Source organism: Flavihumibacter profundi, from assembly GCF_020076305.1.
GTDB classification, from domain to species: Bacteria; Bacteroidota; Bacteroidia; order Chitinophagales; family Chitinophagaceae; genus Flavihumibacter; species Flavihumibacter profundi.
The window spans coordinates 747,356-773,419 of record NZ_JAIQXE010000003.1 but is presented as its reverse complement, the minus strand read 5'-3'; the positions used below and the strand labels follow the sequence as shown (position 1 = coordinate 773,419).

Annotated in this window: 25 protein-coding genes; 9 read left to right on the top strand and 16 right to left on the bottom strand. The window is 43.8% G+C overall.

Annotation, left to right across the window (positions count from 1 at the left end; genetic code table 11):
- Nucleotides 1-32 precede the first annotated feature (32 nt).
- The 3 genes from glsA to LAQ65_RS17985 all read left to right on the top strand — a co-directional run bounded on the left by glsA (nucleotide 33) and on the right by LAQ65_RS17985 (nucleotide 3,745).
- A complete protein-coding gene (gene glsA / locus LAQ65_RS17995; protein WP_224118396.1) occupies nucleotides 33-1,106 on the top strand; it encodes a glutaminase A in 1,074 nt (357 codons plus the stop codon).
- Nucleotides 1,107-1,212: 106 nt separating this feature from the next.
- Complete coding sequence (locus LAQ65_RS17990) at nucleotides 1,213-2,556, top strand: hypothetical protein (RefSeq protein ID WP_224118395.1); 1,344 nt, start codon at nucleotides 1,213-1,215, stop codon at nucleotides 2,554-2,556.
- Between the two features lie 25 nt (nucleotides 2,557-2,581).
- Nucleotides 2,582-3,745, top strand: a complete 1,164-nt coding sequence (locus LAQ65_RS17985) for an amidohydrolase family protein (RefSeq protein WP_224118394.1) — start codon at nucleotides 2,582-2,584, stop codon at nucleotides 3,743-3,745.
- A gap of 14 nt (nucleotides 3,746-3,759) precedes the next feature.
- Here the strand turns inward: LAQ65_RS17985 and LAQ65_RS17980 are convergent, their stop codons facing one another.
- From LAQ65_RS17980 to polA, 8 genes are all read right to left on the bottom strand, one after another.
- On the bottom strand, nucleotides 3,760-4,863 hold the full coding sequence (locus LAQ65_RS17980) for an AI-2E family transporter (RefSeq protein ID WP_224118393.1): 1,104 nt from the start codon (nucleotides 4,861-4,863) through the stop codon (nucleotides 3,760-3,762).
- Nucleotides 4,864-4,905: 42 nt separating this feature from the next.
- Entirely contained in the window at nucleotides 4,906-5,688 is a 783-nt protein-coding gene (locus LAQ65_RS17975) for a hypothetical protein (RefSeq protein WP_224118392.1), read from the bottom strand.
- Nucleotides 5,689-5,716: 28 nt separating this feature from the next.
- Complete coding sequence (locus tag LAQ65_RS17970; protein WP_224118391.1) at nucleotides 5,717-6,325, bottom strand: outer membrane beta-barrel protein; 609 nt, start codon at nucleotides 6,323-6,325, stop codon at nucleotides 5,717-5,719.
- Between the two features lie 10 nt (nucleotides 6,326-6,335).
- Nucleotides 6,336-6,968 (bottom strand): DUF4136 domain-containing protein, encoded by a 633-nt coding sequence (locus LAQ65_RS17965; RefSeq protein WP_224118390.1) that lies wholly within the window; start codon nucleotides 6,966-6,968, stop codon nucleotides 6,336-6,338.
- A gap of 79 nt (nucleotides 6,969-7,047) precedes the next feature.
- Nucleotides 7,048-7,707, bottom strand: coding sequence for a hypothetical protein (locus tag LAQ65_RS17960; RefSeq protein ID WP_224118389.1), 660 nt, complete (start codon nucleotides 7,705-7,707; stop codon nucleotides 7,048-7,050).
- Nucleotides 7,708-8,128: 421 nt separating this feature from the next.
- On the bottom strand, nucleotides 8,129-8,782 hold the full coding sequence (locus LAQ65_RS17955) for a DsbA family protein (RefSeq protein ID WP_224118388.1): 654 nt from the start codon (nucleotides 8,780-8,782) through the stop codon (nucleotides 8,129-8,131).
- Nucleotides 8,779-9,534, bottom strand: coding sequence for a sterol desaturase family protein (locus LAQ65_RS17950; protein WP_224118387.1), 756 nt, complete (start codon nucleotides 9,532-9,534; stop codon nucleotides 8,779-8,781). Before LAQ65_RS17950 ends, LAQ65_RS17955 begins: the two co-directional genes overlap by 4 nt.
- Before the next feature lie 19 nt (nucleotides 9,535-9,553).
- Nucleotides 9,554-12,382, bottom strand: coding sequence for a DNA polymerase I (polA, locus tag LAQ65_RS17945; RefSeq protein WP_224118386.1), 2,829 nt, complete (start codon nucleotides 12,380-12,382; stop codon nucleotides 9,554-9,556).
- A gap of 183 nt (nucleotides 12,383-12,565) precedes the next feature.
- On the opposite strand from polA, the gene LAQ65_RS17940 reads away from it, so the two are divergent.
- The gene (locus LAQ65_RS17940; RefSeq protein WP_224118385.1) at nucleotides 12,566-12,883 is read left to right on the top strand and encodes a carboxypeptidase-like regulatory domain-containing protein; all 318 of its coding nucleotides are present in this window, start codon (nucleotides 12,566-12,568) and stop codon (nucleotides 12,881-12,883) included.
- Between the two features lie 72 nt (nucleotides 12,884-12,955).
- On the opposite strand, the gene LAQ65_RS17935 is transcribed toward LAQ65_RS17940, so the two are convergent.
- Nucleotides 12,956-13,465, bottom strand: coding sequence for a helix-turn-helix transcriptional regulator (locus LAQ65_RS17935; protein WP_224118384.1), 510 nt, complete (start codon nucleotides 13,463-13,465; stop codon nucleotides 12,956-12,958).
- 135 nt (nucleotides 13,466-13,600) lie between these two features.
- On the opposite strand from LAQ65_RS17935, the gene LAQ65_RS17930 reads away from it, so the two are divergent.
- Nucleotides 13,601-16,552, top strand: coding sequence for an FAD-binding and (Fe-S)-binding domain-containing protein (locus tag LAQ65_RS17930; RefSeq protein ID WP_224118383.1), 2,952 nt, complete (start codon nucleotides 13,601-13,603; stop codon nucleotides 16,550-16,552).
- A gap of 154 nt (nucleotides 16,553-16,706) precedes the next feature.
- Nucleotides 16,707-18,086, top strand: a complete 1,380-nt coding sequence (locus LAQ65_RS17925) for a hypothetical protein (RefSeq protein WP_224118382.1) — start codon at nucleotides 16,707-16,709, stop codon at nucleotides 18,084-18,086.
- A 433-nt stretch (nucleotides 18,087-18,519) separates the two neighbouring features.
- On the opposite strand, the gene LAQ65_RS17920 is transcribed toward LAQ65_RS17925, so the two are convergent.
- A complete protein-coding gene (locus LAQ65_RS17920; RefSeq protein WP_224118381.1) occupies nucleotides 18,520-18,672 on the bottom strand; it encodes a hypothetical protein in 153 nt (50 codons plus the stop codon).
- Nucleotides 18,673-18,780: 108 nt separating this feature from the next.
- Between LAQ65_RS17920 and hpf the strand changes: the two genes are divergently transcribed.
- The gene (hpf, locus tag LAQ65_RS17915; protein ID WP_224118380.1) at nucleotides 18,781-19,086 is read left to right on the top strand and encodes a ribosome hibernation-promoting factor, HPF/YfiA family; all 306 of its coding nucleotides are present in this window, start codon (nucleotides 18,781-18,783) and stop codon (nucleotides 19,084-19,086) included.
- Between the two features lie 8 nt (nucleotides 19,087-19,094).
- Here hpf and LAQ65_RS17910 read toward each other — a convergent pair whose 3' ends face one another.
- From LAQ65_RS17910 to uvrB, 5 genes are all read right to left on the bottom strand, one after another.
- Nucleotides 19,095-19,472 (bottom strand): DUF2784 domain-containing protein, encoded by a 378-nt coding sequence (locus tag LAQ65_RS17910; protein WP_224118379.1) that lies wholly within the window; start codon nucleotides 19,470-19,472, stop codon nucleotides 19,095-19,097.
- Between the two features lie 21 nt (nucleotides 19,473-19,493).
- A complete protein-coding gene (locus LAQ65_RS17905; RefSeq protein ID WP_224118378.1) occupies nucleotides 19,494-20,138 on the bottom strand; it encodes a phosphoribosyltransferase in 645 nt (214 codons plus the stop codon).
- Nucleotides 20,139-20,153: 15 nt separating this feature from the next.
- Nucleotides 20,154-21,128 (bottom strand): CapA family protein, encoded by a 975-nt coding sequence (locus tag LAQ65_RS17900; protein WP_224118377.1) that lies wholly within the window; start codon nucleotides 21,126-21,128, stop codon nucleotides 20,154-20,156.
- Between the two features lie 75 nt (nucleotides 21,129-21,203).
- Nucleotides 21,204-21,947: a ParA family protein gene (locus LAQ65_RS17895; RefSeq protein ID WP_224118376.1), complete on the bottom strand. Its 744-nt coding sequence runs from the start codon at nucleotides 21,945-21,947 to the stop codon at nucleotides 21,204-21,206.
- Between the two features lie 27 nt (nucleotides 21,948-21,974).
- Nucleotides 21,975-24,014, bottom strand: coding sequence for an excinuclease ABC subunit UvrB (uvrB, locus tag LAQ65_RS17890; protein WP_224118375.1), 2,040 nt, complete (start codon nucleotides 24,012-24,014; stop codon nucleotides 21,975-21,977).
- A gap of 143 nt (nucleotides 24,015-24,157) precedes the next feature.
- Between uvrB and LAQ65_RS17885 the strand changes: the two genes are divergently transcribed.
- Nucleotides 24,158-25,150, top strand: a complete 993-nt coding sequence (locus LAQ65_RS17885) for a hypothetical protein (protein ID WP_224118374.1) — start codon at nucleotides 24,158-24,160, stop codon at nucleotides 25,148-25,150.
- Nucleotides 25,151-25,231: 81 nt separating this feature from the next.
- Nucleotides 25,232-25,525: a DUF3817 domain-containing protein gene (locus LAQ65_RS17880; RefSeq protein ID WP_224118373.1), complete on the top strand. Its 294-nt coding sequence runs from the start codon at nucleotides 25,232-25,234 to the stop codon at nucleotides 25,523-25,525.
- Nucleotides 25,526-25,549: 24 nt separating this feature from the next.
- On the opposite strand, the gene LAQ65_RS17875 is transcribed toward LAQ65_RS17880, so the two are convergent.
- A complete protein-coding gene (locus tag LAQ65_RS17875; protein WP_224118372.1) occupies nucleotides 25,550-26,005 on the bottom strand; it encodes a methylglyoxal synthase in 456 nt (151 codons plus the stop codon).
- Nucleotides 26,006-26,064: the final 59 nt, after the last annotated feature.

The window sequence follows — 26,064 nt, the reverse complement described above, 5'->3', positions numbered from 1 at the left end:
CATAAAACCTATAATTATAAAATTGACGCAATATGAAAAGGAATATAATTTCAGCAATCACGATACGGATCGCCTGCCTGTCCATTGCGTTTCTTGGGGCGGCAACTTTTGTGCAGGCACAGAAGAAAAAAGCTGCAGCTCCGGTTGTTCAGGCTGATAACACACTGACTCCTGCAAACATTCAAAAAGCGCTGGATGAAGCCTATGATAAATTCAAGGATATTAAGGAAGGAAAGAATGCAGATTATATAAAGGAACTTGCAAAAGTTGACCCTAATATTTATGGCATAGCCATCGTTACCACTGATGGAACAATTTATACAAAGGGTGACCTGCAGTCTGCGGTTTCTATTCAATCGATTTCCAAGGTGTTCACAATGGCAAGGGTAATTGAAGAACAAGGTCCCAGGGCCATTATGGATAAAATCGGCGTAGATGCAACAGGTATGCGATTCAATTCCATTGTGGCAGTTGAACTCCAGAAGGGTAAGGAAATCAATCCGCTTGTCAATCCAGGTGCCATAGCTGCTTCAAGCCTGGTGGCCGGTGCAGATTCTGCAGCTAAGTGGAAAAGTATCCTGCAGACGCATAGTGATTTTGCCGGAAGGCCGCTTTCATTAGACATGCCCGTATATATCAGTGAAGCTGGTGATAACCTGCGGAACCAGGCCATTGCCCACCTCCTTTTTGCCTATGGAAGAATGTATTTCGACCCTGTGCAGGCAACAGACATCTACACCAAGCAATGTGCAATCAGTGTTAATGCAAAAGACCTGGCCATTATGGCTGCTACCCTGGCAAACGGAGGTTTAAATCCTATTACTAAAAAAGTGGTGGTTAAACCTGAAACAGTAAAATATACCCTTCCTGTAATGGCTACAGCCGGACTCTATGACGATGCCGGTCAATGGCTGTTTGCTACAGGACTTCCCGGTAAATCTGGTGTTGGTGGAGGTATCATCGCTGTGGTTCCTGGAAAATTTGGTATTGCTGTTATTTCCCCGCCACTGTCCCCAGCCGGTAATAGTGTAAAAGCGATTTACACCATCAGGTATATTATTGATGCCCTTGGCGTGAATCCTTACCTGATCAAGCCTAAGCAATAACTGACTTTCTTCTGAAGCTTTTTGTTATAAAAATGTTGGTTGCGGATAGCAGCCAACATTTTTTCACAGGCATAATTTCTGAAAATCAGTATAAAAATTTTATCCGATGATAAAAATGAAAGTGCTTTTCTCTACTATTTTTATTTCATTTAGCTTTTCACTTTTTGCCCAGGTACAAGTTCCAGGTGTTGATACTTCAATTCAAGCATTAAACTATTATCTCTATTTTAAAAGCAGCACAGAAATTGACTCTGTATATAAGAATGTTGCTTCAGGGGAATTTACACCCGGAAAGGGTTTTGACCTCGTTCGTACAAAATATGGGAGCCTTAATTTCAGTTTGTATGCCATGGCCAGGTACCTAAACCAGTTACCTGGAAATCAGACCTGGACTGATCACCTGGGCCGCCAGCGGGATTTTGTCGGCAGGAATGATTTTTATTTCCATAGGGCCATGCTCTGGTTTTCAGGTTTTGTTGGAACGCCCCGACTAAGTTATGTGGCCACGGTCTGGACTATTATGCCAACACAACAAACGCTTGTTTATGGAAACATACAGTACAGATTAAACAAACATTTCAGGTTCGGTATTGGCGTTGCACCCAATCTTTCTATTCGATCCATGCAGGGGCCATTCCCTTTTTATGCATCAACAGACCGGACAATGGGTGAGGAATCCCTCCGTGGTGGTTTCACCCAGGGCTTTTTTGTAACAGGTGAAATCGTTCCTAAACTCAGTTATACCCTTATGCTTGGAAATAACCTTAGTACATTAGGGATCCAGGCGTCTAAAGAAACCCGAAACCTTTCTAAAAGTATGACCCTGGTATGGATGCCGACCACTGGTGAGTTTGGTCCAAGGGGTGGAATTGGTGATTTTGAATACCATAAGAAAGTTGCCACAAGATTTGGTACCTCAATTGTGCATAGCCGGGAAGACCGATTTAATAATATCGGAACACCTTCACCTGATAACACACAGGTCAGGATGACGGATGGCCTGCTTTTCTTTGAAACAGGAGCCTTAAAAGATGGTTTAACTGTTCAACAGGCTGACTACAATATGATGGCTGTAGATGCCGGGGTGAAATACAAGGGGTTTAGTGCCCAACTGGAAGTCTATGGCCGCAGGTTATCCAATTTTGCTGCTGATGGCCCGGTCCCGTTATCTTCCATAAATGATTATGGTTATAGCTTACAAATATCCCATCTGGTGGTTCCCAGAAGGTTGGTGCTCTATGGGATAAATTCCTATTTCTGGGATGAGTTCAAACGCCATCCCTATGAATTTGGTGGTGGGTTTAATTTTTATCCTATCAATAGCCGAAGCTGGCGGTTGAACGGGCAGGTCATGCGCGTTTATAAAACATCAGCCGGGGGTACATTCGGCTTGTATACAGCTGGTCAGACCGGCACAACCATTACCATTGGTACAGATATTATACTCTGAGTATTTAATTATTTAAACGAGGGACATGAAAAACAATTTTGTTAACCTTGCTGTATTCTTACTGGCAGGAATAATTTCTCTTGTAAGTACACCAGCTTACTCACAGGCAAAAAAATCAGCAACCAAGCCTCCGGTTTCAGCTCCACCTGTGAATTACGAACTAAATGACTCGCATTTTCACCTTACCAATTATATCCAGGAAGGTACTAATATCAATAAGTTCCTGGATATTATGGGAGATAAAGTGGGCAGGGTGGCATTATTTGGCATACCCTTACAGCAACAATGGTCCTATGGCAATACAGGAAATTTTGCCCCCAGTTATTACCTCGCTTCAGACGCGCCCCTGTATTATTATTCTTTTACGGATGCTTTTATTGCCATGGCTTATAAATCCCTGCGACCAGAGCAACAGAAGCGGTTTGATCCTATGATCACCGGTTTCAATCCGGCCGATATGTATGCTGCAGACCATATAAAAAGGGTCTTGAAGGTTTTTCCAGGGGTATTCAGCGGTATCGGTGAGTTTTCGATCCATAAGGAGTTTGTATCTTCCAAGATTAGCGGTGAAACAGCATCTCTGAATAATCCGGCACTCGACAAGATCCTTGATTTTGCTGCGGAGGCAGGTTTGTTGGTTATCCTTCATAATGATATTGATATGCCATATCCTAAATCCGGACAGGATCCTTACCTGGTTAAACAGATTGGCGACCTTTTCAGAAGGCATAAGGATGCAACTATCATCTGGGCCCATTGTGGGCTGGGCAGGGTAGTGCAGCCAATACACGACCAGCTCCGGCTTTTGGAAATTGCTTTAGGTAATCCTGAAACCCAGCATGTGTATATCGACATTTCCTGGGATGAAGTTGCTAAGTATATTGTTTCTTCCCCTGAAGCAATAAAAGCCACTGCAGCTGTAATCAATAAGTATCCCGACAGGTTTCTTTTCGGTACTGATGAAGTTGCACCGGCAACTCAGGAAAAATACCTGAAGATATATAACATGTATACACCGTTACTGGCCCAGCTGACCCCAGATGCCCGTTACAAATTACTAAAAGGTAATTATGAGCGTTTGTTTGATGCAGCGAGAATTAAAGTAAGGGCATGGGAAAAAGCACATGCCAATGATCCCGATGTCATTCCGGCTCCTACACCATCTTCAGGTGTAGCTAAACAGGAGTAAGGGACCCTTTAAATCTATTGCGCTATTTCGGGATTTGGTGCGATTTCTTTGCCTTGTTTAATTCCTAACCACGATTGGAAGATGGTATAAAATATAGCTATCATGATAGCCCCTTTGAACATACCGGTAAACCCCCAGGCAGACATACCACCAACAACACCGAGGAAGAGAACCAGTACCGGCATCTGTCCGCTTTTTCCAATAAGTATGGGTTTAAGTATATTATCAACGCCCATTAACACCACTATTCCATAAATACTAAAAAAAATGGTCATACCAGTCTGGCCGGTTGATCCAAGCCAGATAGCAACGGGTAATATAACAAGTAGCGGCCCAACCTGTATCAACATCAGGAAAAAGGTAAGTGCTGCAAGGATTGCCGCGATTTTAATTCCTGCAATAGTAAAACCAATCCAGCCCAGGATGCCACCTAAAAATGCATTTCCCATAACACCTATGGAAACACCTTTAATAGCCCTGCCGGCAACTCCAATGATTGCGGAACTAGTTTCTTCCCCAACCAGTTTATTCATAATACTGTATATAGGAGCAGTGGTTTTTGATCCTTTAGCAAGGATAATTGCAGAAATTATGATGCCCAGTATTATTTCAAAACCGGCACCAAGAATGCCAAGGCCACCTGATAATAAATGACCTAATATGGATATAATCTTTGCCCTATGGGCACCTAAAAACTTTTCGGGATCATTTGAAAAGTCCACCCAGAAAGCGGCTATGCGCTCTCCTATAACCGGTAAATCCTTTATGCCTTCCCGGAGAGGTGGAACATTCCCGCTTTTAACACCGGAAATCCATTGTTGTGCATCAAATATAAATCCTGCTAGTTTTGATAGAATTAAAAAGAGAGGAACAGCAATCAGGACTATTGCCAGGATTGCGTATATGGTAGAAGCAAGTTTCCGCTTACCCTTGAAGAAGCGGGCTACAACTTTTTCAAATAATGAATAAAAAGAAACGGATAGAATTATTGCATAGGTGAACACACCCAGGAAAACCCCCAATACAGCGTATATATTGTACAAAAGGATAAGAACGAAGAGCAGCAACAGGGCTTTCTCAATATAGTTCAGGTTCGGGGAAGATGTTGAAGGCTCCATGAATTATTTCATGAAAGTTAGATTAAAGTATGCAAAAACCGATCAGAACCTGAATCCAACCTGGAAGAGATAACGGTAACCAATATTCCAGGTACCTACTGTTCCTGAACCCGTAAGTGTGTTATCCCCAATGGCAATATCCATTCCGGGAAACTTCTGGGTGAAAACTTTATTGATTGCTTCCAATATTTGTTCCTTGTTTGCCGGATCGATATTTCCTTCAACAGTTGATTTCAGGTCGTACCTGGCTATGCCGGGCCCAACCACAACAAGATCAAGCGTTAGCCTTTTCCAGAATACGAACTGGTAGCCTAATTCAAATCCAAGTGTATGAATATTCAGCGACGATTCGGATTTTGCATACTTGTCACTGCTTTCAACTACTGCGGTCCAATCATTATTCCTGGCAAATGTGTTAAAGGAATAATATGGCCCGATATACAGGCCGTGTGGTGCGCTGTACCTGTTTTCCTTAGCCAGGTAAAACCTGTAATCCATTGAAATGTTTAACCCGGTATTTTTGAAGTCATGCGAAGTCTGAAAACTGTCTAAAACAATAGTCTTCAATTTAGGAAGGGCGGTCTTGCCCATATTTATTGAGAAACTATGGTGCTCATTAATTACCCGTTCATACCCGAATACAACATAGCCGGGGCCAAACATAATTGGCCCCGACAGGTTATAACGGACAACATTCATGTACTCACGCTCTTCACTTTTTTTCTTCTTATCTGTAACAGTGCTATCCTGGGCAAACGATAAATGGGTAATAAATATAAGCATCCCCAAAATGGAAGGCCTGAGAACAGCGGTACATTTTCTCATTTTGCGTGAATTAATAAATTATTATCCCTCAATAGCTGAAACTGGTAACGGCTAGCTTTATACCAAAGAAACTGGTAGTCACCATACCGCTTGCTTCGGGCAGGTAATGATAGGTTGCTGCCAATACAATACCATTATTAGCGGACATATTAAAATTTACACCGGCTTCAGCATTCATCATAAACTGGAAACCATCGTTCTGGATCCTGTATATGCCAATATCTGAGTTCTGGTTCTGGTATGCGCCACCCAGTCCGCCCCTTATATAGGGAACCTTTTTTTCATTTCTTTTTTTGAGGTCATATTGTATTACTGCCATCAACCCGTAAATATTGGTAAAATTAGTCAGGTTGCCAGTAGTAACGCCACCTTCAGGACCCGTAAAGGTTTGTTTTCCTTTCTTATCAGCCATATAAAACCAGCTTAAACTACCGCCTATGGATAACTGCTCGTTACTCTTCAGGTATCCCCTTCCGCCTCCACTAAAGCCAACCCAACTTGTCTTTCCGATAAAATCGCCGAATTTACCTGTAGGGAAAGAAGCCTGATAGGAAAACTCACCAACTTTTTGTGCGTATCCGGCAAGCATAAAGCCGCTCCCAAGGACACATATTGTCATTAAAATTATCTTTCTCATGGAGGTCAATTTATTGTTTGAGGTAAGGAGATTGAATAAACATCTGGTCAATGTTTGTATTGATGCGGGAAGTAATTTCAGCTTGTGAGCCCTCCAGCAGGCCATTGAGTATACCTACCCAGGCAACAGGGATGGTATCATTGGCTGCTTTGTTTGGGTCAGTCATGGTTACGACCACTGTACCTGTATTATAGGAGGCGCAAACAATATCTGATGGGTATCCCCATCCATATCCTGGGTAAGGTGGATAGTATCCCCAACCCGGGTACCAGCCCCAGTAACAATACCAGCAATACGCAGTACAAGAGGCATAGGTCACTTCATTTGCGGCAGGAAATACCATAACATCAGCTTTTTCTGTTCCGGTTTCGGTCAACCTGGTCCAGCCAAGCGCATCGAGATTAGTCTTAAGGCTTTTTAAAATTGTTGAATCATAAATGTGTTTAGAATCTCCACCTACATGTGCCACTGAGTCCGGAAGGAAATAAGTATGCACGGCACTGAAATCATAACCCGATCTCTCCTTCGTATACACGAGGTCATAGTCTGCAATATAGTCCGGAGAACTGGGTGTACAGGCTGAAAATAATGCTACGGATAGCAATATTTTTAATAAGCCCCTGGATGAATTTTTTGTTATCATATCCTGTTTTTTTATGGTTAATTTCCCTGGTCCGTTGCATTAACCAGGGAAGAGGTTTAATGAACTATACGGGTTTGGATTATTTTGATTTAAGGCGAAATACAAGTCCGCCGCCTAAGCCAAACTGCAACATGGAAGAGTAGGTACTTACACCAGCACCACCTCCACCGGTTCCAACATAAAGTCCGGCACCAAATGCCTGAACGGCAGACATCAGGTTGGCCTGCAGTTTTATACCGACTTTTTCACTGGCCCAAACATTTACACCGCCCCTGAATCCCCATGCGAATTTTGTTGCACTGCCACTACCACCCTCAACTGTGTTAGACACATCGATAATGGCTGCACCCAGTTGCATACCAAAATAAGGCTCAACTTTTGGGTTGTTGACAAAATAGTGGTTTCCACCAAGCATGATCCAATTTAAAGCCATATCAAATTCTTTCTGCTTTGTGCCCTGGGGGATTGAAGTATAATCAAAGTAAGTTGTAGGGGCTTTGGTATCCTGGCGGATATAACTCAGTTCGACACCCTGTTCTTTTCCTAGCATATATTCCAGTCCGGCTCCCCAGGTGAATCCACCTTTAATTGTAGCGTCATAATAATTGGTATTACTAGTATACCCGTCAACCCTGTCATCAAAAACATACCCGGCATAAGCGTTCAGTCTTAATTCCTGGGCCCTTAGCGATAAGCTGGCACACAATACTGTGGCAAAAACAACAATGGATTTTCTCATATTAGTGGTTTGTTAAAAAATTGATTAATTCAGCAGATACCAAAAAACCCGGCTAAATGAATAACCAAGCCCCTTGATAATTTCAAGCGTACAATAGATAATATCTAAATCGAAATTAAAATACCTTGCCGCGGCAATACATGATTTTAGTTTAGTATGTTTCTGATTTTAGTCATTAAATTCTTCATTTTTCCTATTCAACAAGGTCTGTACCTGATCGAACAGGAAAAGTTTGTTTGTAAAATGGTGCTAATAATCAGATTGCCCTTTCTAACCTAATAGTATTGGTATAAGCCTTACTGAAGCAGAGTCTCCAGTCTTTTCTCCCTGAGGGTTCCCTGGGATAATTTAATACCGGTGCGGCCGGAAAGTGTAAAGTTACGGAACGACCTTTTCTTTTTTTACTTTTTTGATGAACGGCTTAGTTTTTATTCAGGTCAGCCAGCACCGCTTCGATTCTTTGTACTAGTGTATTCTGGTCGGTATATCCTCTTGACAGCAGGAAGAATTTCGTTTCGCTTACCTGTATCAGTACGCTTGGGTAACCGGTCACCTGGAGCTGCTTGCAAAGTGCGAATTCATAATAGGCTTTTTCTTTATAGTCTTCACTTTCCAACCGCTCATAAAAGTCCTTTGCATCCAGGTTATATTTATCAATCAGGTGCCTGTATGACTCATTATCGCAAAGGTCACGGCCTTCATAATGTAAGGCATACTGCAGGTCGGACGCAAACTCTACCTGCCGGTCGGGGTAATATTCCTTGAGGATGCATAATGCAATGGCAGGCTTTTCTGAATTGGGGTACCAGTCGCTCTCACCTGGATTAAAAATATGCCAGAGGTAGTCTTCACCAAACCTGACACCTGTAAGTTCTTCTACCGATTGGTATGACTCGCTGATATAGCCGGCCATTATGCTGATGTGACGAGGTTCCTCAGGAAGGATCATTCCCCCGGATAAGACTTCGAATGCAATGCGGTCAGCATATAATTCGTATATGTTTTTGATGACCGGACTAAACCCGTAACACCAGCCGCAATAGGCATCATAACAATAATAAAGTGTAGGTGTCATTGTCTTGATTTTACCTCCTCGAAAAATTGTTCGTAATCAGGGCGGATCGTGCCCATTACCCGGTCCCAGAATAAAAAATACAGTCCATAATTCCCCTTAAAGTACTGGTGGTGCTGGTTATGGTTCACCGAAGTATTGATCCACCTTCCGATGCGGTTCCTGCTGAAGCTTTTAGGATACAATTCATAACCCAGGTGACCATAAACGTTATATATGATCATGAACAGGAAAAAGAGGCCCAGGTGCAGTTTATGTATTGGCATTATGAACAGGAAGACCACTACCACGCCAGCTTCCACAATAGCTTCCAGCGGGTGGAACGAATACGCTGCCCATGGTGACGGATTTGTTGACTTATGGTGGACCAGGTGGAAATACCTGAAAATTTTTGGATGGTGCATCAGCCGGTGGGTCCAGTAGAAATAGGTATCATGCACTATTAACATGATCGGGAAGGCACCAAAAAAGTAACCCCATCCATGTTGCCCGATTTCAGTATAATACATGGTTAATGGCCGGATGCTATTATTATATATTAGTAGTACAGGAACTGCTGCGAAAATGAAAATGGTAAGGATAGAATAACCGATCTCCCGGAAATAATCTTTGTCCTGCGGGAACTTTCCCTGGATCTTTTTCCCCTGGATCTTTTTGCGGAATATAACATACCCCAACAGGAAAGCTATTCCCGCAAAAAGGAAATAACGGGTACCTATTAAACGCGCAATGAAAAAGTATGGGGACCAATCCATGGTTTTTAATTTTGGTGGATCAATGTGCAACCAGCCAGTTCTCGCCCTCGCCTACTTCAGCAATAACCGGCACATTGTTTGGCAGTGGTAAAGCATTCTGCATACACTCGATGATCAGTGGTTTCAATATTTCCGCTTCTTCCCGAAGGGCATCAAATACCAATTCATCATGCACCTGCAGAATCATTTTGCTGCGCAACCTTGCTTTTTTTATGGCGGCATCCATTGCGGTCATGGCCAGCTTGATCATGTCAGCCGCGGTACCCTGTATCGGTGAGTTGATGGCGTTTCGTTCTGCAAAGCCCCTTACCGTGAAGTTGGAGGAATTGATATCCCGCAACCAGCGTTTCCTGCCCATCAGGGTTTCCACATAACCTTTCTCCTTTGCAAAATTGATGGTATCATCCATATAGCTGGTAATGCCACTGAACTCTTTCTTATAATTATCAATGATCGCTTTGGCTTCTGTACGGCTTATGCCCAGGTTATCCGCAAGTCCAAATGCCCCCTGACCGTATATAATACCAAAGTTTACACTCTTGGCCTTTCTGCGCTGGTCTTTCGTCACTTCAGTTTCATCGATCCCGAATACTTTTGCTGCGGTGGCAGTATGGATATCTTTTCCGAGGCGGAAGGCCTCACACATGTTCGGATCTGCACTAATGGCAGCAACAATGCGAAGTTCGATCTGGGAATAATCGGCTGATAATAAGATATGGTTGGTGTCGCGGGGTACAAATGCCTTCCTGATCTCCCTTCCCCTTTCCGTCCTTACCGGGATATTCTGCAGGTTTGGATTATTACTCGATAACCTCCCTGTAACAGCTACTGCCTGAGCATAGGATGTATGCACCCTGCCTGTTTTTCGGTTGATCATCAAGGGTAGGGCATCCACGTAAGTTGATTTCAGCTTGGTTAATTCCCGGAAGGCCAGGATATCATCAACTATAGGATTTTGCATGGCCAGTTTGGCAAGTACGTCTTCACCCGTAGCATATTGGCCGGTCTTGGTTTTTTTTGCTTTGGGATCAATCTGCAATTTATCGAAGAGTACTTCTCCCAGTTGTTTGGGGGATGCCAGGTTAAAGCGAACACCGGCCTGCTGGTATACACGCTCTTCGGCAGCTTTAGCTTCCCGTTCAAGTTCCTTAGAATATTCTTTCAGGAATTCTGTATCTACTTTAATCCCTTCAAACTCCATATCAGCGAGTACTTTCACCAATGGGTTCTCCACTTTTTCGAAGACCCCGGATACTTCCAGTTGTTTCAGCAGCGGTGTGAAACGGTGTTTCAGTTGCAGGGTGATATCTGCATCCTCGGCTGCATATTCTTTAATCTTTTCGGGTTCAACATCGCGCATATTACCCTGGTTCTTTCCTTTTTTGCCGATAAGTTCTTCAATATGTACCGGCTCGTAGCCCAGGTATTTTGCGCTCAGCACATCCATGCCACGCTTGCCTTCGGGCTCAATCACATAATGGGCAAGCATGGTATCGAATAAGTTGCCGGCCAGTTCAATGCCATACCATTTCAAAACAAGAAGGTCATACTTGATATTTTGTCCGACCCAGGTTTTGGTAGTATCACTAAACAAGGGCTGGAATTGCAGGAGGATCTTTTTAGTGGCACTCTGGTCCGCCGGACAAGGCACATAAAAGGCTTCATGTTCGCGGGTCGCAAAACTGAGTCCGACCAGTTCTGCGTCATTGGCATCGATATTGGTAGTTTCGGTATCGAAGCAGATCTCGGTTTCCAGGGATAATCTTTTCACCAGTGCGTCTATGCCGTCTTCGCCTTCTACCGATTCGTAGTGGTGCGGGGTATTGTGGATATTTTTATCGACCGCAACGATATTTTCTGTTCCTTCTTCATCTTCAGTATCACTGTTATTCACGGGTTTGGCGGCAGCGACTACATTTCCAAAAAGATCGGTTTGTACACCCACCGGCGAGGATGAGGTAGTATTGATGGCCAGCTCTTCTCCCAATACCCTTTTGGCAAAAGTGCGGAATTCCAATTCTGTAAAGACTTCTTTTAATGCGTCTTTGTTCCAGTCTTTCAGGCGGAAGTCTTCTTCATGAAACTCCACCGGCACATTAGTTATTATGGTGGCGAGTTTTTTACTCATGATTGCTGATTCCCTGCCATTACGTACTTTTTCGCCAAGGGCTCCTTTTATGTTGTCGGCATTCGCCAGCACGTTTTCCAGGTTACCATATTCCGATAACAATTTGGCTGCTGTTTTTTCACCTACGCCGGGAATGCCGGGGATGTTATCCACCGCATCTCCCATGAGGCCAAGGATATCGATGACCTGGTCTACCGTTTTGATATTCCATTTGGAGCAGACCTCTTCAGGCCCCATAATCTCAACATCGCCACCCTGGTAGCCAGGTTTGTAAATTTTAATCTTTTCAGATACCAGTTGCCCGTAATCTTTATCGGGGGTCACCATATAAACTTCATACCCGGCAGCGGCCGCTTGTTTGCTGAGCGTGCCTACTACGTCATCGGCTTCGAAACCATCCAGTTCCATCACGGGGATGTTGAATCCGCGGATAATCTTTTTGATATCGGGGATTGCCAGGATCAGGTCCTCGGGGGCTTCCTGCCGGTTGGCCTTATAGTCGGCAAAATCGGTATGACGCTCCGTTGGTGCGTGCGTATCAAAACAAACCGCCATATGGGAAGGCTTGCGGTTATTGATCAATTCCAGCAGGGCATTGGTAAATCCGAACTGGGCATTGGTGTTTTTTCCCTGGGAGGTGATGCGCGGACTGCGGATCAACGCGTAATAGGCCCTGAAAATTAGTGCCATGGCATCAAGAAGGAAGAGGCGTTTGTCCATCGGATAAAGGTAGGAAAAGAAAGAAGACCTTAACATATGCGGAAGGCCTTAAGGGTTAGCGCTTTAGCCCTGACTGGCCATCCATTAACGTTTTAAGTTGGTCTCGTGGCACGATGATTGGCTAATGTATAGGTAACAGCAAGTATTTGCTGCACTATTTTCGAGAATTTTAAAAAGACGTTTATGAAACAGATCAAATTGAGCCTGATAGCATTAGGTATTTCAACAGCCGGATTTTTTGCTTTTACTTCTATCGATACCGGATCAATTAAGGGTAAGGTTAGTCCCGCAGATGGCGCTGTTCAAGCCTGGGCTATATCAGCAACAGACACGCTGAAGGCACCTATTGCAAATGGTGCTTTTGAGATCCCTGGTGCAAAGGCCGGTACCTATAAACTGGTTATTGAAGCCAAACCGCCATATAAAAATGCGGCAAAAGAAGGCATTTCCGTATTGGATGGCCAGGCAACAGTTGTGGCAGAAATTACCTTAGTTAAATAAAATAAGCAGCAGTAGTTTTTTAGTCCAGGGACCGGCCATTGGCTGGTCCCTTTTTATTGGCCGGGCCCGGTTTTATCGGGATAAAAAAAGGTTTTCATAATTGTAGGACTCATAGGCTTTGCGTAGTTTCTTTTCCTCCTGCAACCTGATGATGTCGTTTTTTACCTGGATATTCAACCATAATTCAGGTGGCATATGGAAAAATGCGCCAAATTTCATGGCCAGGTCAATATTGAATTTACGGGCGCCGCTGAGGTATTTTTTTAGGTTGGCATCAGTTGTATCGATGCTGAGTGCAAAAAGTTTAAAAGGAATATTGAGGGCTTTTAATGAGGATAACAGGAATTCTTCAAGGGGTCGTATTTTCCGGATCTCGGCATTATTGGTCAAAAGGTAATATTCCATCCGGTATTGGATACTAAGCAAAGCATTTTTCCGGTCTTTTTGGGGGATAGTTTTTTTATTTTCTTTATCCAGAAAAGCTTTTACGCGCAATAATTTTTCTTTCGTCCAGGGGGCCACGGCTTTTTCGCGTTTTCCGCGAATGGTGTTATTTTTCTTTATTTTTTTTGATTTTGCCATAGAATATCCTTTAAAATGGCGGATTCCTGAAAAATGAAAATAGTGAAATTGTACAAATTGTACTATTAAACTGCCTCTTTTTCCTATTTAATATCATTAGCTTCTATCGCAATAATCCGTAAACTAGGTTTAAATTTGCCCCTGCTCATATGCGCCCATTTTGTAATGATGATTGACAAATTGCAGCTACTGAAAAAACAACTGGATGGCGAACTTTATGATGACCAGACCATGCGTACCCTCTATGCCACCGACGCATCGGCCTACCGGGAAATGCCACTGGCTGTAGCCGTACCGAAAACGACTGAAGATATCCGGAAACTGATTGAATTTGCAAGGGCGGAGAAAACCTCCCTGATTCCGCGGACGGCTGGTACTTCTTTAGCCGGTCAGGTAGTAGGCAACGGCATCGTTGTAGACGTTTCCAGGTATTTTAACCAGGTCCTGGAACTGAACAAGGAAGAAAATTGGGTGCGGGTACAGCCGGGTGTAATCCGTGATGAGTTGAATATGTTCCTGAAACCACATGGATTGTTTTTCGGCCCGGAAACCTCCACTGCCAATCGCGCTATGATCGGGGGTATGGTAGGCAATAACTCCTGCGGTTCCAATTCGGTGGTGTACAGAAGCACAAGGGAACACCTGCTCGAAGTAAAAGCTTTCTTAAGTGATGGCTCTGAAGCCATCTTTAAAGCACTTAACCTGGAAGAATTTCACCGGAAATGCGAAGGCGATACCCTGGAAGCCAAAATTTACAAAACCATCCGGGGCTTATTGGGTAATTACGATAACCAGGTTGAAATCAGGAAGGAATTCCCGAAAAAATCAGTTGAGCGCAGGAATACAGGCTATGCAATTGATGTTTTATTGGAATCGGCACCATTTACTGCCGGGGAACCGGATTTTAATTTCTGCAAACTGCTTGCTGGTTCAGAAGGCACTTTAGCTTTTATTACCGAAATCAAACTAAATATAGTACCGCTGCCACCAAAGGAGGTCGGGTTGCTTTGCGTGCATTTTAATTCTATCGATGAGTCCCTGCGGGCAAACCTCATTGCGATGCAATACAAGCCCAGCGCCTCAGAATTGATTGACCATTTTATTTTGGAATGCACGAAGGATAACCGGGAGCAGTTAAAGAACCGGTTTTTTGTAAAAGGGGATCCCGGTGCGATACTGGTAATCGAATTTGCAAGGACTAACCGTGAAGAGGTTGTGGCCATTGCTGCCAAAGTTGAAGCAGATATGAGGGCTGCCGGATTGGGGTATCATTTTCCGCTTTTGTTTGGGGAGGATACAAAGAAAATCTGGACCCTTCGCAAAGCCGGACTGGGCCTTTTGAGTAACCTTCCGGGAGATGATAAAGCCGTTCCTGTGATTGAGGATACAGCCGTGGATGTAAATGACCTTCCCGCCTATATCCGCGATTTCAATGAGATATTGAAAAAATATAACCTGCATTCCGTCCATTATGCGCATGCGGGTTCTGGTGAGATTCACCTGCGCCCTATCCTGAATCTGAAAACAAAGGAAGGCAATGCCTTATTCCGCACGATTGCGGAAGAGATCGCAACTCTGGTGAAGAAATACAATGGCTCATTAAGTGGTGAACACGGTGATGGCCGCTTGCGGGGTGAGTTTATCAAACAAATGGTGGGTGAAAAGAACTATGCCTTATTGAAACAGGTTAAAGAAACCTGGGACCCCCAGCATATTTTCAACCCGAACAAGATTGTTGATACGCCCCCGATGAATACCATGCTGCGGTATGAACCCGGACAAAAAACACCGGCATTTGAAACGGTTTTCCGTTTCCATAACCAAAATGTGTTGCAGCATGCGGAGCAGTGCAATGGTTCGGGTGACTGCCGGAAATCACATCTGAGCGGAGGCACCATGTGCCCATCATTCATGGCTACCCGAAATGAAAAAGACACAACCCGCGCAAGGGCCAATATATTAAGGGAATACCTTACCCGGTCAAATAAGGAGAACAGGTTTGACCATCCAGAGATATACGAAGTGATGGACCTTTGCCTGAGCTGCAAGGCCTGTAAGTCGGAGTGCCCGTCGAATGTAGATATGGCCAAACTGAAGGCTGAATTCCTGCAGCATTATTATGATGCGAATGGCGTACCCTTCCGGTCAAAACTGATCGCGAATTTCAGCCGCTCGGCCAGGTTGGGCGCATTCGTTCCGGGCTTGTATAATTTCGTGATGACGAATAAAATGGTAAGTGGCCTGGTGAAAAGGTTTTCAGGTTTCGCGGTTGAACGATCAATGCCTACACTTTATCGTACAACCCTGCAAAGCTGGTATAAGCAATACAGGAAGCAAAAGCCATTGACAGGATCAGGCCGGAAAGTACACCTGTTTTGCGATGAGTTCACGAATTATAATGATACCGCCATCGGGATCAAGGCTATCCGCTTGCTGGAGCGCCTGGGTTATGAAGTAATCATTCCCGAACATGTCGAAAGTGGCCGGGCCTGGTTGTCGAAAGGATTGTTGAGAAAGGCGCAGGTCATTGCCAATGATAATATTCGTTTATTGTACCCCGTAATTACCGATGATGCCCCACTGGTAGGCGTGGAACCTTCAGCAATCCTGACTTTCAGGGATGAATATCCCGACCTGGTGAGTGAGGAATTACTGGATGCGGCTAAGCAATTATCGAAGCGGGCTTTCCTGGTAGACGAGTTTATTGCTTCAGAAATTGAGAAGGGAAATATCCGGAAAGAGCAGTTTACACAAGATTCACGGAAAATTAAGCTGCACGGGCATTGCCAGCAGAAAGCCATCTCTTCGGTAGCGCCTTCCCTTAAATTATTATCCCTTCCTGCCAATTATACTGTGGAAAACATTCCTTCGGGTTGTTGTGGCATGGCCGGGTCTTTTGGCTATGAGAAAGAACACTATGACCTGTCAATTAAGATCGGTGACCTGGTTTTATTTCCAACCATAAGGAAACAAAGCGATGAAGTTATCATTGCCGCGCCCGGCACCAGTTGCCGCCACCAGATCAAGGATGGTACAGGCAGGAAAGCGCTGCATCCTGTTGAAGTCTTGTTTGATGCTTTAATCTAACCGCTAAAATATAACAGGTGCGGGTTTGCCATTTTCTGCACGGTTTTACCCAGGCCCAATTTAAGAAGCTGGCCCGGGCAGGTGAAATGAATTATACCGGCATTTATATTAGTTAGCCGGTTATGGGTATATTAAGAATAACCACAATAATTATATGAAGGTATTTGTGATCGTTTTACTTTGGTTGCCCATTTTTGGTTTTTCACAAAATGCAGATTGGAAAGAATTGCAGGGCAAGATAGATAGTGCAATTAAACAACATGGTGTAGTGAAAGTGGAGCGTAACTATACCATTGACCAACCCCTGATTGCAGCCGATTGGAATGGAAAAGAATACCGGCAGGTTTATTTCCAGATGCTTGGAACCGGTTCCATGTGGGATGTTGGGGCTAACTCGGTAATCCGTGCAACATTTAAGAATGCACCTATCCTCTCAATACAGAAAGGGAAGGGCGTGATCATTAAAGGCATAACGCTTCTTGGATCATATGTAACGCAAAAAAGTCCCTATGGCATTCCCTTTGAAAATTTTGGTGACCCGAGTTGCCGCGATTCAAGGTTTTCGCCTTATGCAGGCATTTGTATTGATCCCTTTAGTGGCGACTTACCCGCAGATGGCGGCTATCCAACTCTTAAGGCCTGGTACCGGGGTCCACAGACGCGCTCCGGATCAACAGGTATACGAATTGAAGATTGCACCATTGGGAATGTTACCATCGGGGTGATTACTTCCCCTAATGGATATACGCAGAATGCTGAGATCATCACCTTGCAGAATATAAGGATAGGTGCTTGCAAGGCAGGCATTGCTGGCTGTCAGTCGCAGGAGAAAATGAACCGGATCATCAATCTGGGTTGTTGGGAATCCTGTCATACTTTATTTGTTTTCAATAAATATGGCGCAGGCCAGCCGGGTAACTGGTTTATCGAAGGTGTGAATATTGCGGGAAGTGTTGCTAATATCATTTACCGGCTTTCCAGCGGCTGGGGCCCAATGTTCATGAGCAAAGTCTTTGCAGAAAATGTAGAATCAATTGGGGTTTGGGATGGTGATAGCGGGGACGTTTTGTCTGAGGCCTTTATCAATTTTAAATATAAGAACGAATTGGGATACCTGCCAGATTACCAGTTATTCTCAAATAGCCTGACCATCCTGAACAGCAATTTGCGTTACTATGGGGAATTAAAGCAACCTGTAGTCCTGCGGGGAATTAAGAATTCTCCCACCAATTCTTTCTATGTTCCGCCCGTGACTAATAAATATGGCTGGGACAGTACCAATATCAAAGGTTTTAAAATCGATCAGCCTTTCTACCCTGCGGATGAAGATGTTACAGACCACAAAGCGACTGTTCGCGTGCGGCCAAATTCTGTGGAAGCCGGACAATATGTGGTCTTCATGCAGATGGCTGACTGGAGTTACCTTGGCCAGGGGATGATTACGGAAGTGAAAGGAGACCAGGCTACAATCGGGTTTATCTCACCTTCAGTAAAGAATTTGAAAAATTACAGGATCGGGGTGTATAAAAAGTAAGAATTTATTTAGGTGGAATCCTATACGGATTTGGATTTTATACGCTTGTATTAATAATGATATTTCAAAATACTTAAATAACTATGAGATGATATTGAGATACTATTTAGTAGAACGGCAACACAACGGCAAGACAACGGCAAGACAACGGCAAACTTAATAAAGGAATCTCCTTAATATAAACCCCGACCAGGGGCATTAATATACTCCTTTTTATAGCGAAAAGCCTGAAGATCAGGAAAAAGGCACCGGCAAAAAACTACCCTTTCCTGATTTCGGGGACAAGTAATGAAGGGCGCATATTCCCCAAATAATGGACTCATTTTGCTAAATAATGGACTCAAGTTATAGATAATGGGCTCAACTTTTTTCATCAACTTCAAATATGCCGGAAGTATTATTATCGGCATCAATGAAATAGCCCTTCCAGCATCTACCGGGAATGGCAAATTTTGGTAACGCTTACCTGCCCACCATTCTTTTGTATACGTTCATTGTTTTGATCACAATCCTGCACCTGGACAGAACAAACAAATGCATTGGTGCCAAACTCCGGTGATGGCAGTTTTGCAGGTCGTTTAACCATTTACCAGGACTTTAATGGAATGCTATTGTTAGTAGTTTGAAATACCTGTTTAATGAGGGAGATTTCGTAAATTCAAAGAATGTAGGGTTTTACATTAAAAGTGAACGTATGCAATTACAAATAGAATCACCCCATATTGAACCGGATGATAAGTTAATGGAACTTGTAAGTGAAAAGTTTGAACACCTTGGCAAAAGGTATGATCGGATAGGAACTTGTACTGTAGTACTCCGAAAGGAAAAAAGTGACGTCCGGAAGTATTACTCCATTGAAGCAAAAATGGAAGTGCCAAAGTCAAAAATATTGTTCGCCAGCGATAGAGCGGAAAGCTTTGAGATTGCGCTTGAAAAGGTAGTAGATGACCTGGAACACCAGTTGCGCAAGTTTAAAGAAGAATTGGAGGAGAACAGGTAGAAGTTAATTTAAAGTCTCTTATTCCGATGGTCTTTTAAATTTAGCCAGATACTCAACCCAAAGCTCACCAGGAAAATAATTAGTGTGGCATACTCTACCAGTTGTTCTGCAAAATTAATGCCTGTCAGTTTGAGTATCAGGAAATGGATATAGGAATTCGACGTATCTGCGTAACCAAGGGCAGATCGTACCTGCCAATGCCAGTGTGTACAAAAACAATAGCCCCATCCATACCAGATACCCAGTATAAACCATGAAAATGCGGTTAATGAAAGCGTAAGCAAATGCCATTTCCTGGTCCTTTTAAAAATCCATCCTGTAATATTGAATAAAGTGAATATGGTATGAAATACAAAGAAAAATATATTCAGGAACTGGTACCACATGTATAGATGTTGTAAAATATATCAACCTGTTAGCCCTTTTTCCTTTTCCCATCGCTCCATAAACCTGATTGTATCTTCATCTGATAGTTGACTAAACGTTTCATAAACCTGGGAAACGGCATGGTAATAATCCGGCTTCTCCAGAATAACCAGTTCATCCGCTTTATTGGCAAATCTTTCCTCAACATCATTAGAAGAAACCGGGGCTGCCACCACAATTTTACCCGCTTTTTGTTTTTTACACATTTCAATGGCCGCAAATATTGTAGCACCGGTTGCAATACCGTCATCTACCAGTATTACGGTTCTTCCTTTTATGTTGGGTAATGGCTTCCCTTTTCGCAACATTTTTATCCTGCGCTCAATTTCCAGTTTCTGTTCTTCCACAACGGAATTGATGGTTGATGCTGAAAGTTCGCTTTTTACATATGGATTCAAATATATACTACCATCTTCTGCAATGGCACCAAAAGCAAATTCCGGGTTATCCGGGTGACCCAGTTTGCGTGAAACAAGCATGGATAATTCGGCATCCAGGTGGATGGCTACATAAAAAGCTGTTTCAGCACCACCTCTTGGGATTCCCAATACAAGCGCATTTGTGCCTTTGTATTTTTCCAGCGCTTTTGCTAATTGAATAGCAGCGTCCTTCCTGTTGGCAAACATGGCTTTTGTTTTTGGTTAAAATATTATTAATATAAATTCCTCTTTATCAACCAGCGTCGTTCCGAATTTTGAAGATAATTTTTGCATTCTCTCAACACACCATTGATAGTCCGCTTTAGCTGCAAGGTTTACCTGGTAATCCGAAATCACTACAGGGAAGAGTTCTAATTTTTTTATTCCCTCTTTATTTACTTCCACCCTGAAAAAGAAGGAATGGTCATTTTTCAACTCAGGGTCAACCATATAATCATCAATAAAATCACCCGTATCATATAAAATAAGTTTCTTGTTGTAGACCTCAATTCCCTGGAAATTATGCGCACTATGTCCATGAATTATATCTGCTCCTGAATCGACCATTTCGTGCGCGAAATCGATAAACTCCTTATCAGGGGATGCTTTCATATTGGGCCCCCAGTGGATACTTACAATAACAATATCTGCCTGTTTTCGCAGTTCTGAAATACAGCCCTTTGCCCTTGCGCGGTCTTCATCGTTTGAAACGTCAATATAATTAATACCGCTACCAGATGGAGTTGCTGCCCATCCGGGTTCATTATCTGTAAAACCCAGCACGCCAATATTGATTTCATTTTTTGTAAGAATGCAGGGCCTTTGGGCCTCCATAGCATTTATGCCTGCACCTACATATTTTATGCCTGCACCGGCAAGTGTATGAATTGATTCTGCTAATCCCTCTTTTGAAAAATCCAGTATGTGATTATTGGCAATGTTCACCAGGGATACATAACCCCCGGTTAAAGTCCTGATCCTGTCAGGTGTGGCTTTAAAGTTAAAAGTTTTAAATACTTTTATATGGCTGTTAGTTAATGCGGCTTCAAGATTAATAATATTGAAATCTGTATTTTTCAATAAGTGCAATACATTTCCCCATGGATAGAGATACCCTTTTTCACTTATTATGTCATTAACAGTTCTGCCAATCATCACATCCCCTGTTAATCCAATATAAACTGAACTAATACTCATTAGTACAAGGTTAGTTCATACAGTAGAATTAAAATAGGACTACCGCCAACAAAAAGAATGATTGTCATCAGCCATTCATCCCACTACGCCTTCTTTTATTTCTTCCCAAAGATCCCGGTAGCACTTGGCTGCATAACTGGACGGTGCGAATACGGCAATGGGTGCCTGGTAGATTCCCATCTTTTCAACATCAGAGAGGTAGGGAATATAATTCGAGAAGAATCTTTTGTCTTTGATCAGTTGCTCCATAGTATCAATATGCATATTCTTGCGAATGTCAACCATAGTGAAACAACACATCAGCTTTCTAAGGTCTAAAGATTTTTCTTCGAAGTATTCTTTTACCAATTCATACGTACGCACGGAAAGCGTAGTAGGAATTGTTGGCATCAGGATAATATCTGAAGCAGTAAAAATATTTTCGGATAAAACAGAGAAACCGGGTGGACAATCAATGAAAACAAAATCATAGTCATTCGCCAGGCTGGATAAAATGGTTTTGAATCTTTTCCTGGAGGTCCGCATTTCTTCCATTATCAGTTCCAGGTTACGGGCTGTGAGGTCGGCGGGAATGATATCAATATTGTCATAGCCTGTTGCCATAATCAGGTCATCCAGGTCAAGCTGCTCACTGAATAATTTTTGTGTGCCGCTTTTTACCTTCGGTTGTATGTTATAGTAAAAGGAGGCGGAACCCTGGGGGTCAAGGTCCCATAGGAGGGCCTTATAGCCATCCAATGCAGCCAGGTAAGAAAGGTTTACACTAGTGGCGGTTTTACCAACACCGCCTTTCAGGTTGTACAACGCAATAGAGATCATGGCCTGGTATTATGAAAATATAAGATACTATTTTTTCATGGTCTCCAGCTCTTTTTGCATCCGGAACATCTCATCCCTTAAGCGTGCAGCTTCCATGAAATCCATGTCCTTAGCCGCTTTTTCCATGGTTTTCTTCGTGTGCTGGATGGCTTTTTCAAGCTGTGGTATGGTCTTATATGCAGCTTGCTCATCGGCGGCAACCGGTATAAGGTCTTCATCAGGTGCAATGGCATATGGGTTTTTCACATCAAAGCCCTTAATGTCAAGAACCGATGTCTGGGCCATCACCTGCTCGATAGATTTAATAATTGTCCGGGGAGTAATGCCATGTTCCCTGTTATAAGCGATCTGCTTTTCGCGGCGGCGCGTAGTTTCATCGATAGTTTTCTGCATACTCTCCGTCATCTTATCCGCATAAAATATAACCAGTCCGTTTACATTTCTTGCGGCCCTTCCTGCAGTCTGGGTCAGTGATTTTTCATTGCGCAAAAAGCCTTCCTTATCGGCATCCAGTATCGCTACGAGAGACACCTCCGGCAGGTCAAGCCCTTCCCGCAGCAGGTTCACGCCGACCAAAACATCGATCTCCCCTAAACGCAGCTGGCGAAGGATTTCCACCCGGTCGAGGGTATCCACTTCACTATGGATATATTTCGATTTGATATTTATCCTTCCCAGGTATTTGTCCATCTCCTCCGCCATACGTTTGGTTAATGTGGTCACCAGTACGCGATCACCTTGTTTTACGCGTAAGTCGATTTCATTGAGGAGGTCATCAATCTGGTTAATGCTGGGGCGGATTTCAATGGGTGGGTCAAGCAATCCGGTTGGCCGGACTACCTGTTCTACTACTACACCCCCGGTTTTTTCCAGCTCATAGTCACCGGGAGTAGCTGACACATAGATGGTCTGGTTCAGCAGGGATTCGAATTCGTGGAAATTGAGCGGACGGTTATCCAGCGCCGAAGGCAGTCGGAAACCATAGTCTACCAGGTTAAGTTTACGGCTCCGGTCGCCTCCATACATACCACTAACCTGCGGAATGGTCTGGTGACTTTCATCGATCACGCAAAGGTAATCCCCGGGGAAATAATCCAGCAGGCAAAACGGCCTGGTGCCGGGTTTGCGCCGGTCAAAAAAGCGGGAGTAGTTCTCAACGCCATTGCAATAACCCAGCTCGCGAATCATTTCCAGGTCGTAATTCACACGTTCACTAAGGCGTTGTGCTTCAATGAATTTTCCCTGTTGCTTAAAGTATTCCACCTGTGCGGCCATTTCATCCTGGATTTCATAAAGGACCTGTTGCATCTGGTCCTTAGGCGCGAGGTAAAGGTTAGCAGGGAAGATGGCGGCGTTTTCGAGACGCCCGATTCTTTTGCCGGTTTGTATTTCGAAGCTTTCAATAGTTTCAATATCATCCCCGAAGAAGGCGATGCGGTAGCCGATATCCAGGTAAGGTAGGTTGATATCAACGGTATCTCCCTTAACCCTGAAGGTGCCCCGGGTAAAATCAGTCTGGGTACGGCTATAAAGTGAATTAACAAGGGCATGTAAAAAACCCTGCCGAGAAATAGTCTGTCCTTCGTGGATGCGCACGATGCCATTTTCAAATTCCGTTGGATTACCCATACCATAAATACAGCTCACAGAGGCGACGACAATAATGTCGCGGCGGCCGCTAAGCAATTGTGAAGTGGCCTGCAGTCGCAACTTATCGAGTTCCTCATTAATGGCCAGGTCTTTTTCGATATAAGTATCTGATACCGGCAGGTAGGCTTCCGGTTGGTAGTAGTCGTAGTAGGAAACGAAATATCCCACCGCATTATCCGGAAAGAATTGTTTGAATTCGCCATATAGCTGAGCCACCAGTGTTTTGTTATGGGTCAATACCAGGGTCGGCTTCTGGACGGCCTGGATGACATTGGCGATAGTAAACGTTTTACCACTACCGGTCACGCCCAGCAGGGTCTGGTCCCTTTCCCCGGCCTGCAATCCTTCGATGAGCTGGCGGATTGCCTCGGGCTGGTCCCCGGCTGGTTTGTAAGGCGCTTTGAGTTGAAATGGCATGTTGCAATTTACGAAGAAGGCAATTCTTTATACAATAACCGCCAATTCTGCGTTATTAATCAGAGGATACCCGTGTTCCTGAATCTTAAGATTCTTTACCGGGCCAATGCTTTTACAAGAGCTATAATTTAAAAAAGCACCCTATGCTAAAATTTGTACTTAGGAAAGTATGGTTTTTTATGCTGCTGGCCTCCTGCGCCACTGCAACACACGATACAGCAAGCAGCAATAATTCCAGCAATAACCGCCTGGTGGTTCAGCCGGAAACAGTTTATCCCGAAGCTGTCATTTCCGGTCAATTCGATTTCCTGGCAGATAGAAAACCGCTCTCCCTATTGGATCTGCCCCAAACGCAGGATGGGGATTATGTGCTGGTTGACGGATATTACGAAGCAGATTATAAAAGCTATTGCCTGCAACCGGGAACGCCTTCCCCTTCTGACAGGGATGCCTACCTGATGGCACCCTTAGGAGGTTACCGCAGGGATATTATTGAAACCATCCTGCGCAATTCTTTAAAAAAGCCGGACCTCGAGCAGAAGAATATCCAGCTATTGTTATGGTCTGTTGTAAGCGGTTCTAATTTCAATAAACTATCTTTTCCAGTGCAGTCTACAGCTGTACAGCTATTATCACCCAAACAAATATTTGAATTAAAAGGTGGCGTGATGGGCATTGTTAAGACAATCGCCACAACCCTGCCAGAAACAGGATTAGGAAATGCTTCACGGGATATCAATAATTTGTTTGAATTGGGTGCCAGTTCTTACGAGGTATATGAGCGGGTAGCGGTGTTGCGCCAACCATCTGTAATAAGGCATGCAGACTACAAAAAAGACCAATGGTATTTACAGCCTGAAGGTTATTATGTGCGCTATTTTCCCAATGGTTACCAAAACGTCAAAATACAAGTTTATGTACCTGGGGGAAGCGTCGATTCTTCAGGAAAAAAGGCAGGAAATTACCTGCTTTTTGATCCTGTCACCATGATGGCAATACCGGCAAATTCCAATGCCCAACGCCTGGGTATTGGCGCACCGGTAGTTGATGTCATTCGAAAAGTCATCCAGATCCAGAAGGAGGCGGGCAAAGAAAAAAAGCAACCGGGAATTCCAAAGAATCCGAAGACGGTATAGCCTGGTAAAAAAAACCCACATTCACCCGCCGGGTATTACCCGGCGGGTGAATCATTATCTTCGCGGCCAAATTGTTGGATAATGGAAGAAAATTTGCGCACGCTAAACCTGTTCAGGAAAATTGGATTTGCCGAAGGGATATCTTTTTTATTACTGGTGGCCATTGCCATGCCAATAAAATATTTATTAGGAATTCCTGAAGTGGTACGTTACCTGGGCTGGGCACATGGGGTCCTTTTTATCTGGTATTGTCTAATGGTGATACGAACCGGAAAAGCTTGCGGTTGGACCCTGAAGCAACTCTTATTTGCCTTCTTCGCAGCTTTTCTGCCATTCGGCCCTTTTGTCTTCGAGCGAGTATACTTGCGGAAATAATATTACCACAGCAGAGAAATACAGTTACTTTTCAATGCTCCTGTGCAAATACTGGGAGTAATCGGGTACGATGGCTTCATAGTCCTGCTGCATCAGGGGAGAGGTGAAAATGAAATCGGCCGTTGCAGGGTCATTTGCGACTACGCAGTTCCAGGCTACGGCCAGGCGAAGCAAGGCTTTTACATCACTGTCGTGTGGTTGAGCCTCCATAGGGTCCCAGAAAAAGATCAGGATATCTATTTCGCCGGCGGCGATCATGGCGCCAATCTGCTGGTCACCCCCAAGCGGGCCACTTAAAAGTTTTTTTACGGGCCTGTCCAGCTGGTCTTCCAACAGCCGACCGGTTGTTCCCGTTGCCATCAGCTCATGCCGCGACAGCAACACCTTATTATGCTCTGCCCATTCCAGCAATTCTTTTTTCTTCTTGTCGTGGGCCACCATTGCAATCCTTTTCCTGCTGCCAAATATTCTGTTGTTCATCGTTTACACGCGCTTTATCAGATAAAGTTCACTTTAAAAAAGGATTAACACTACCCACC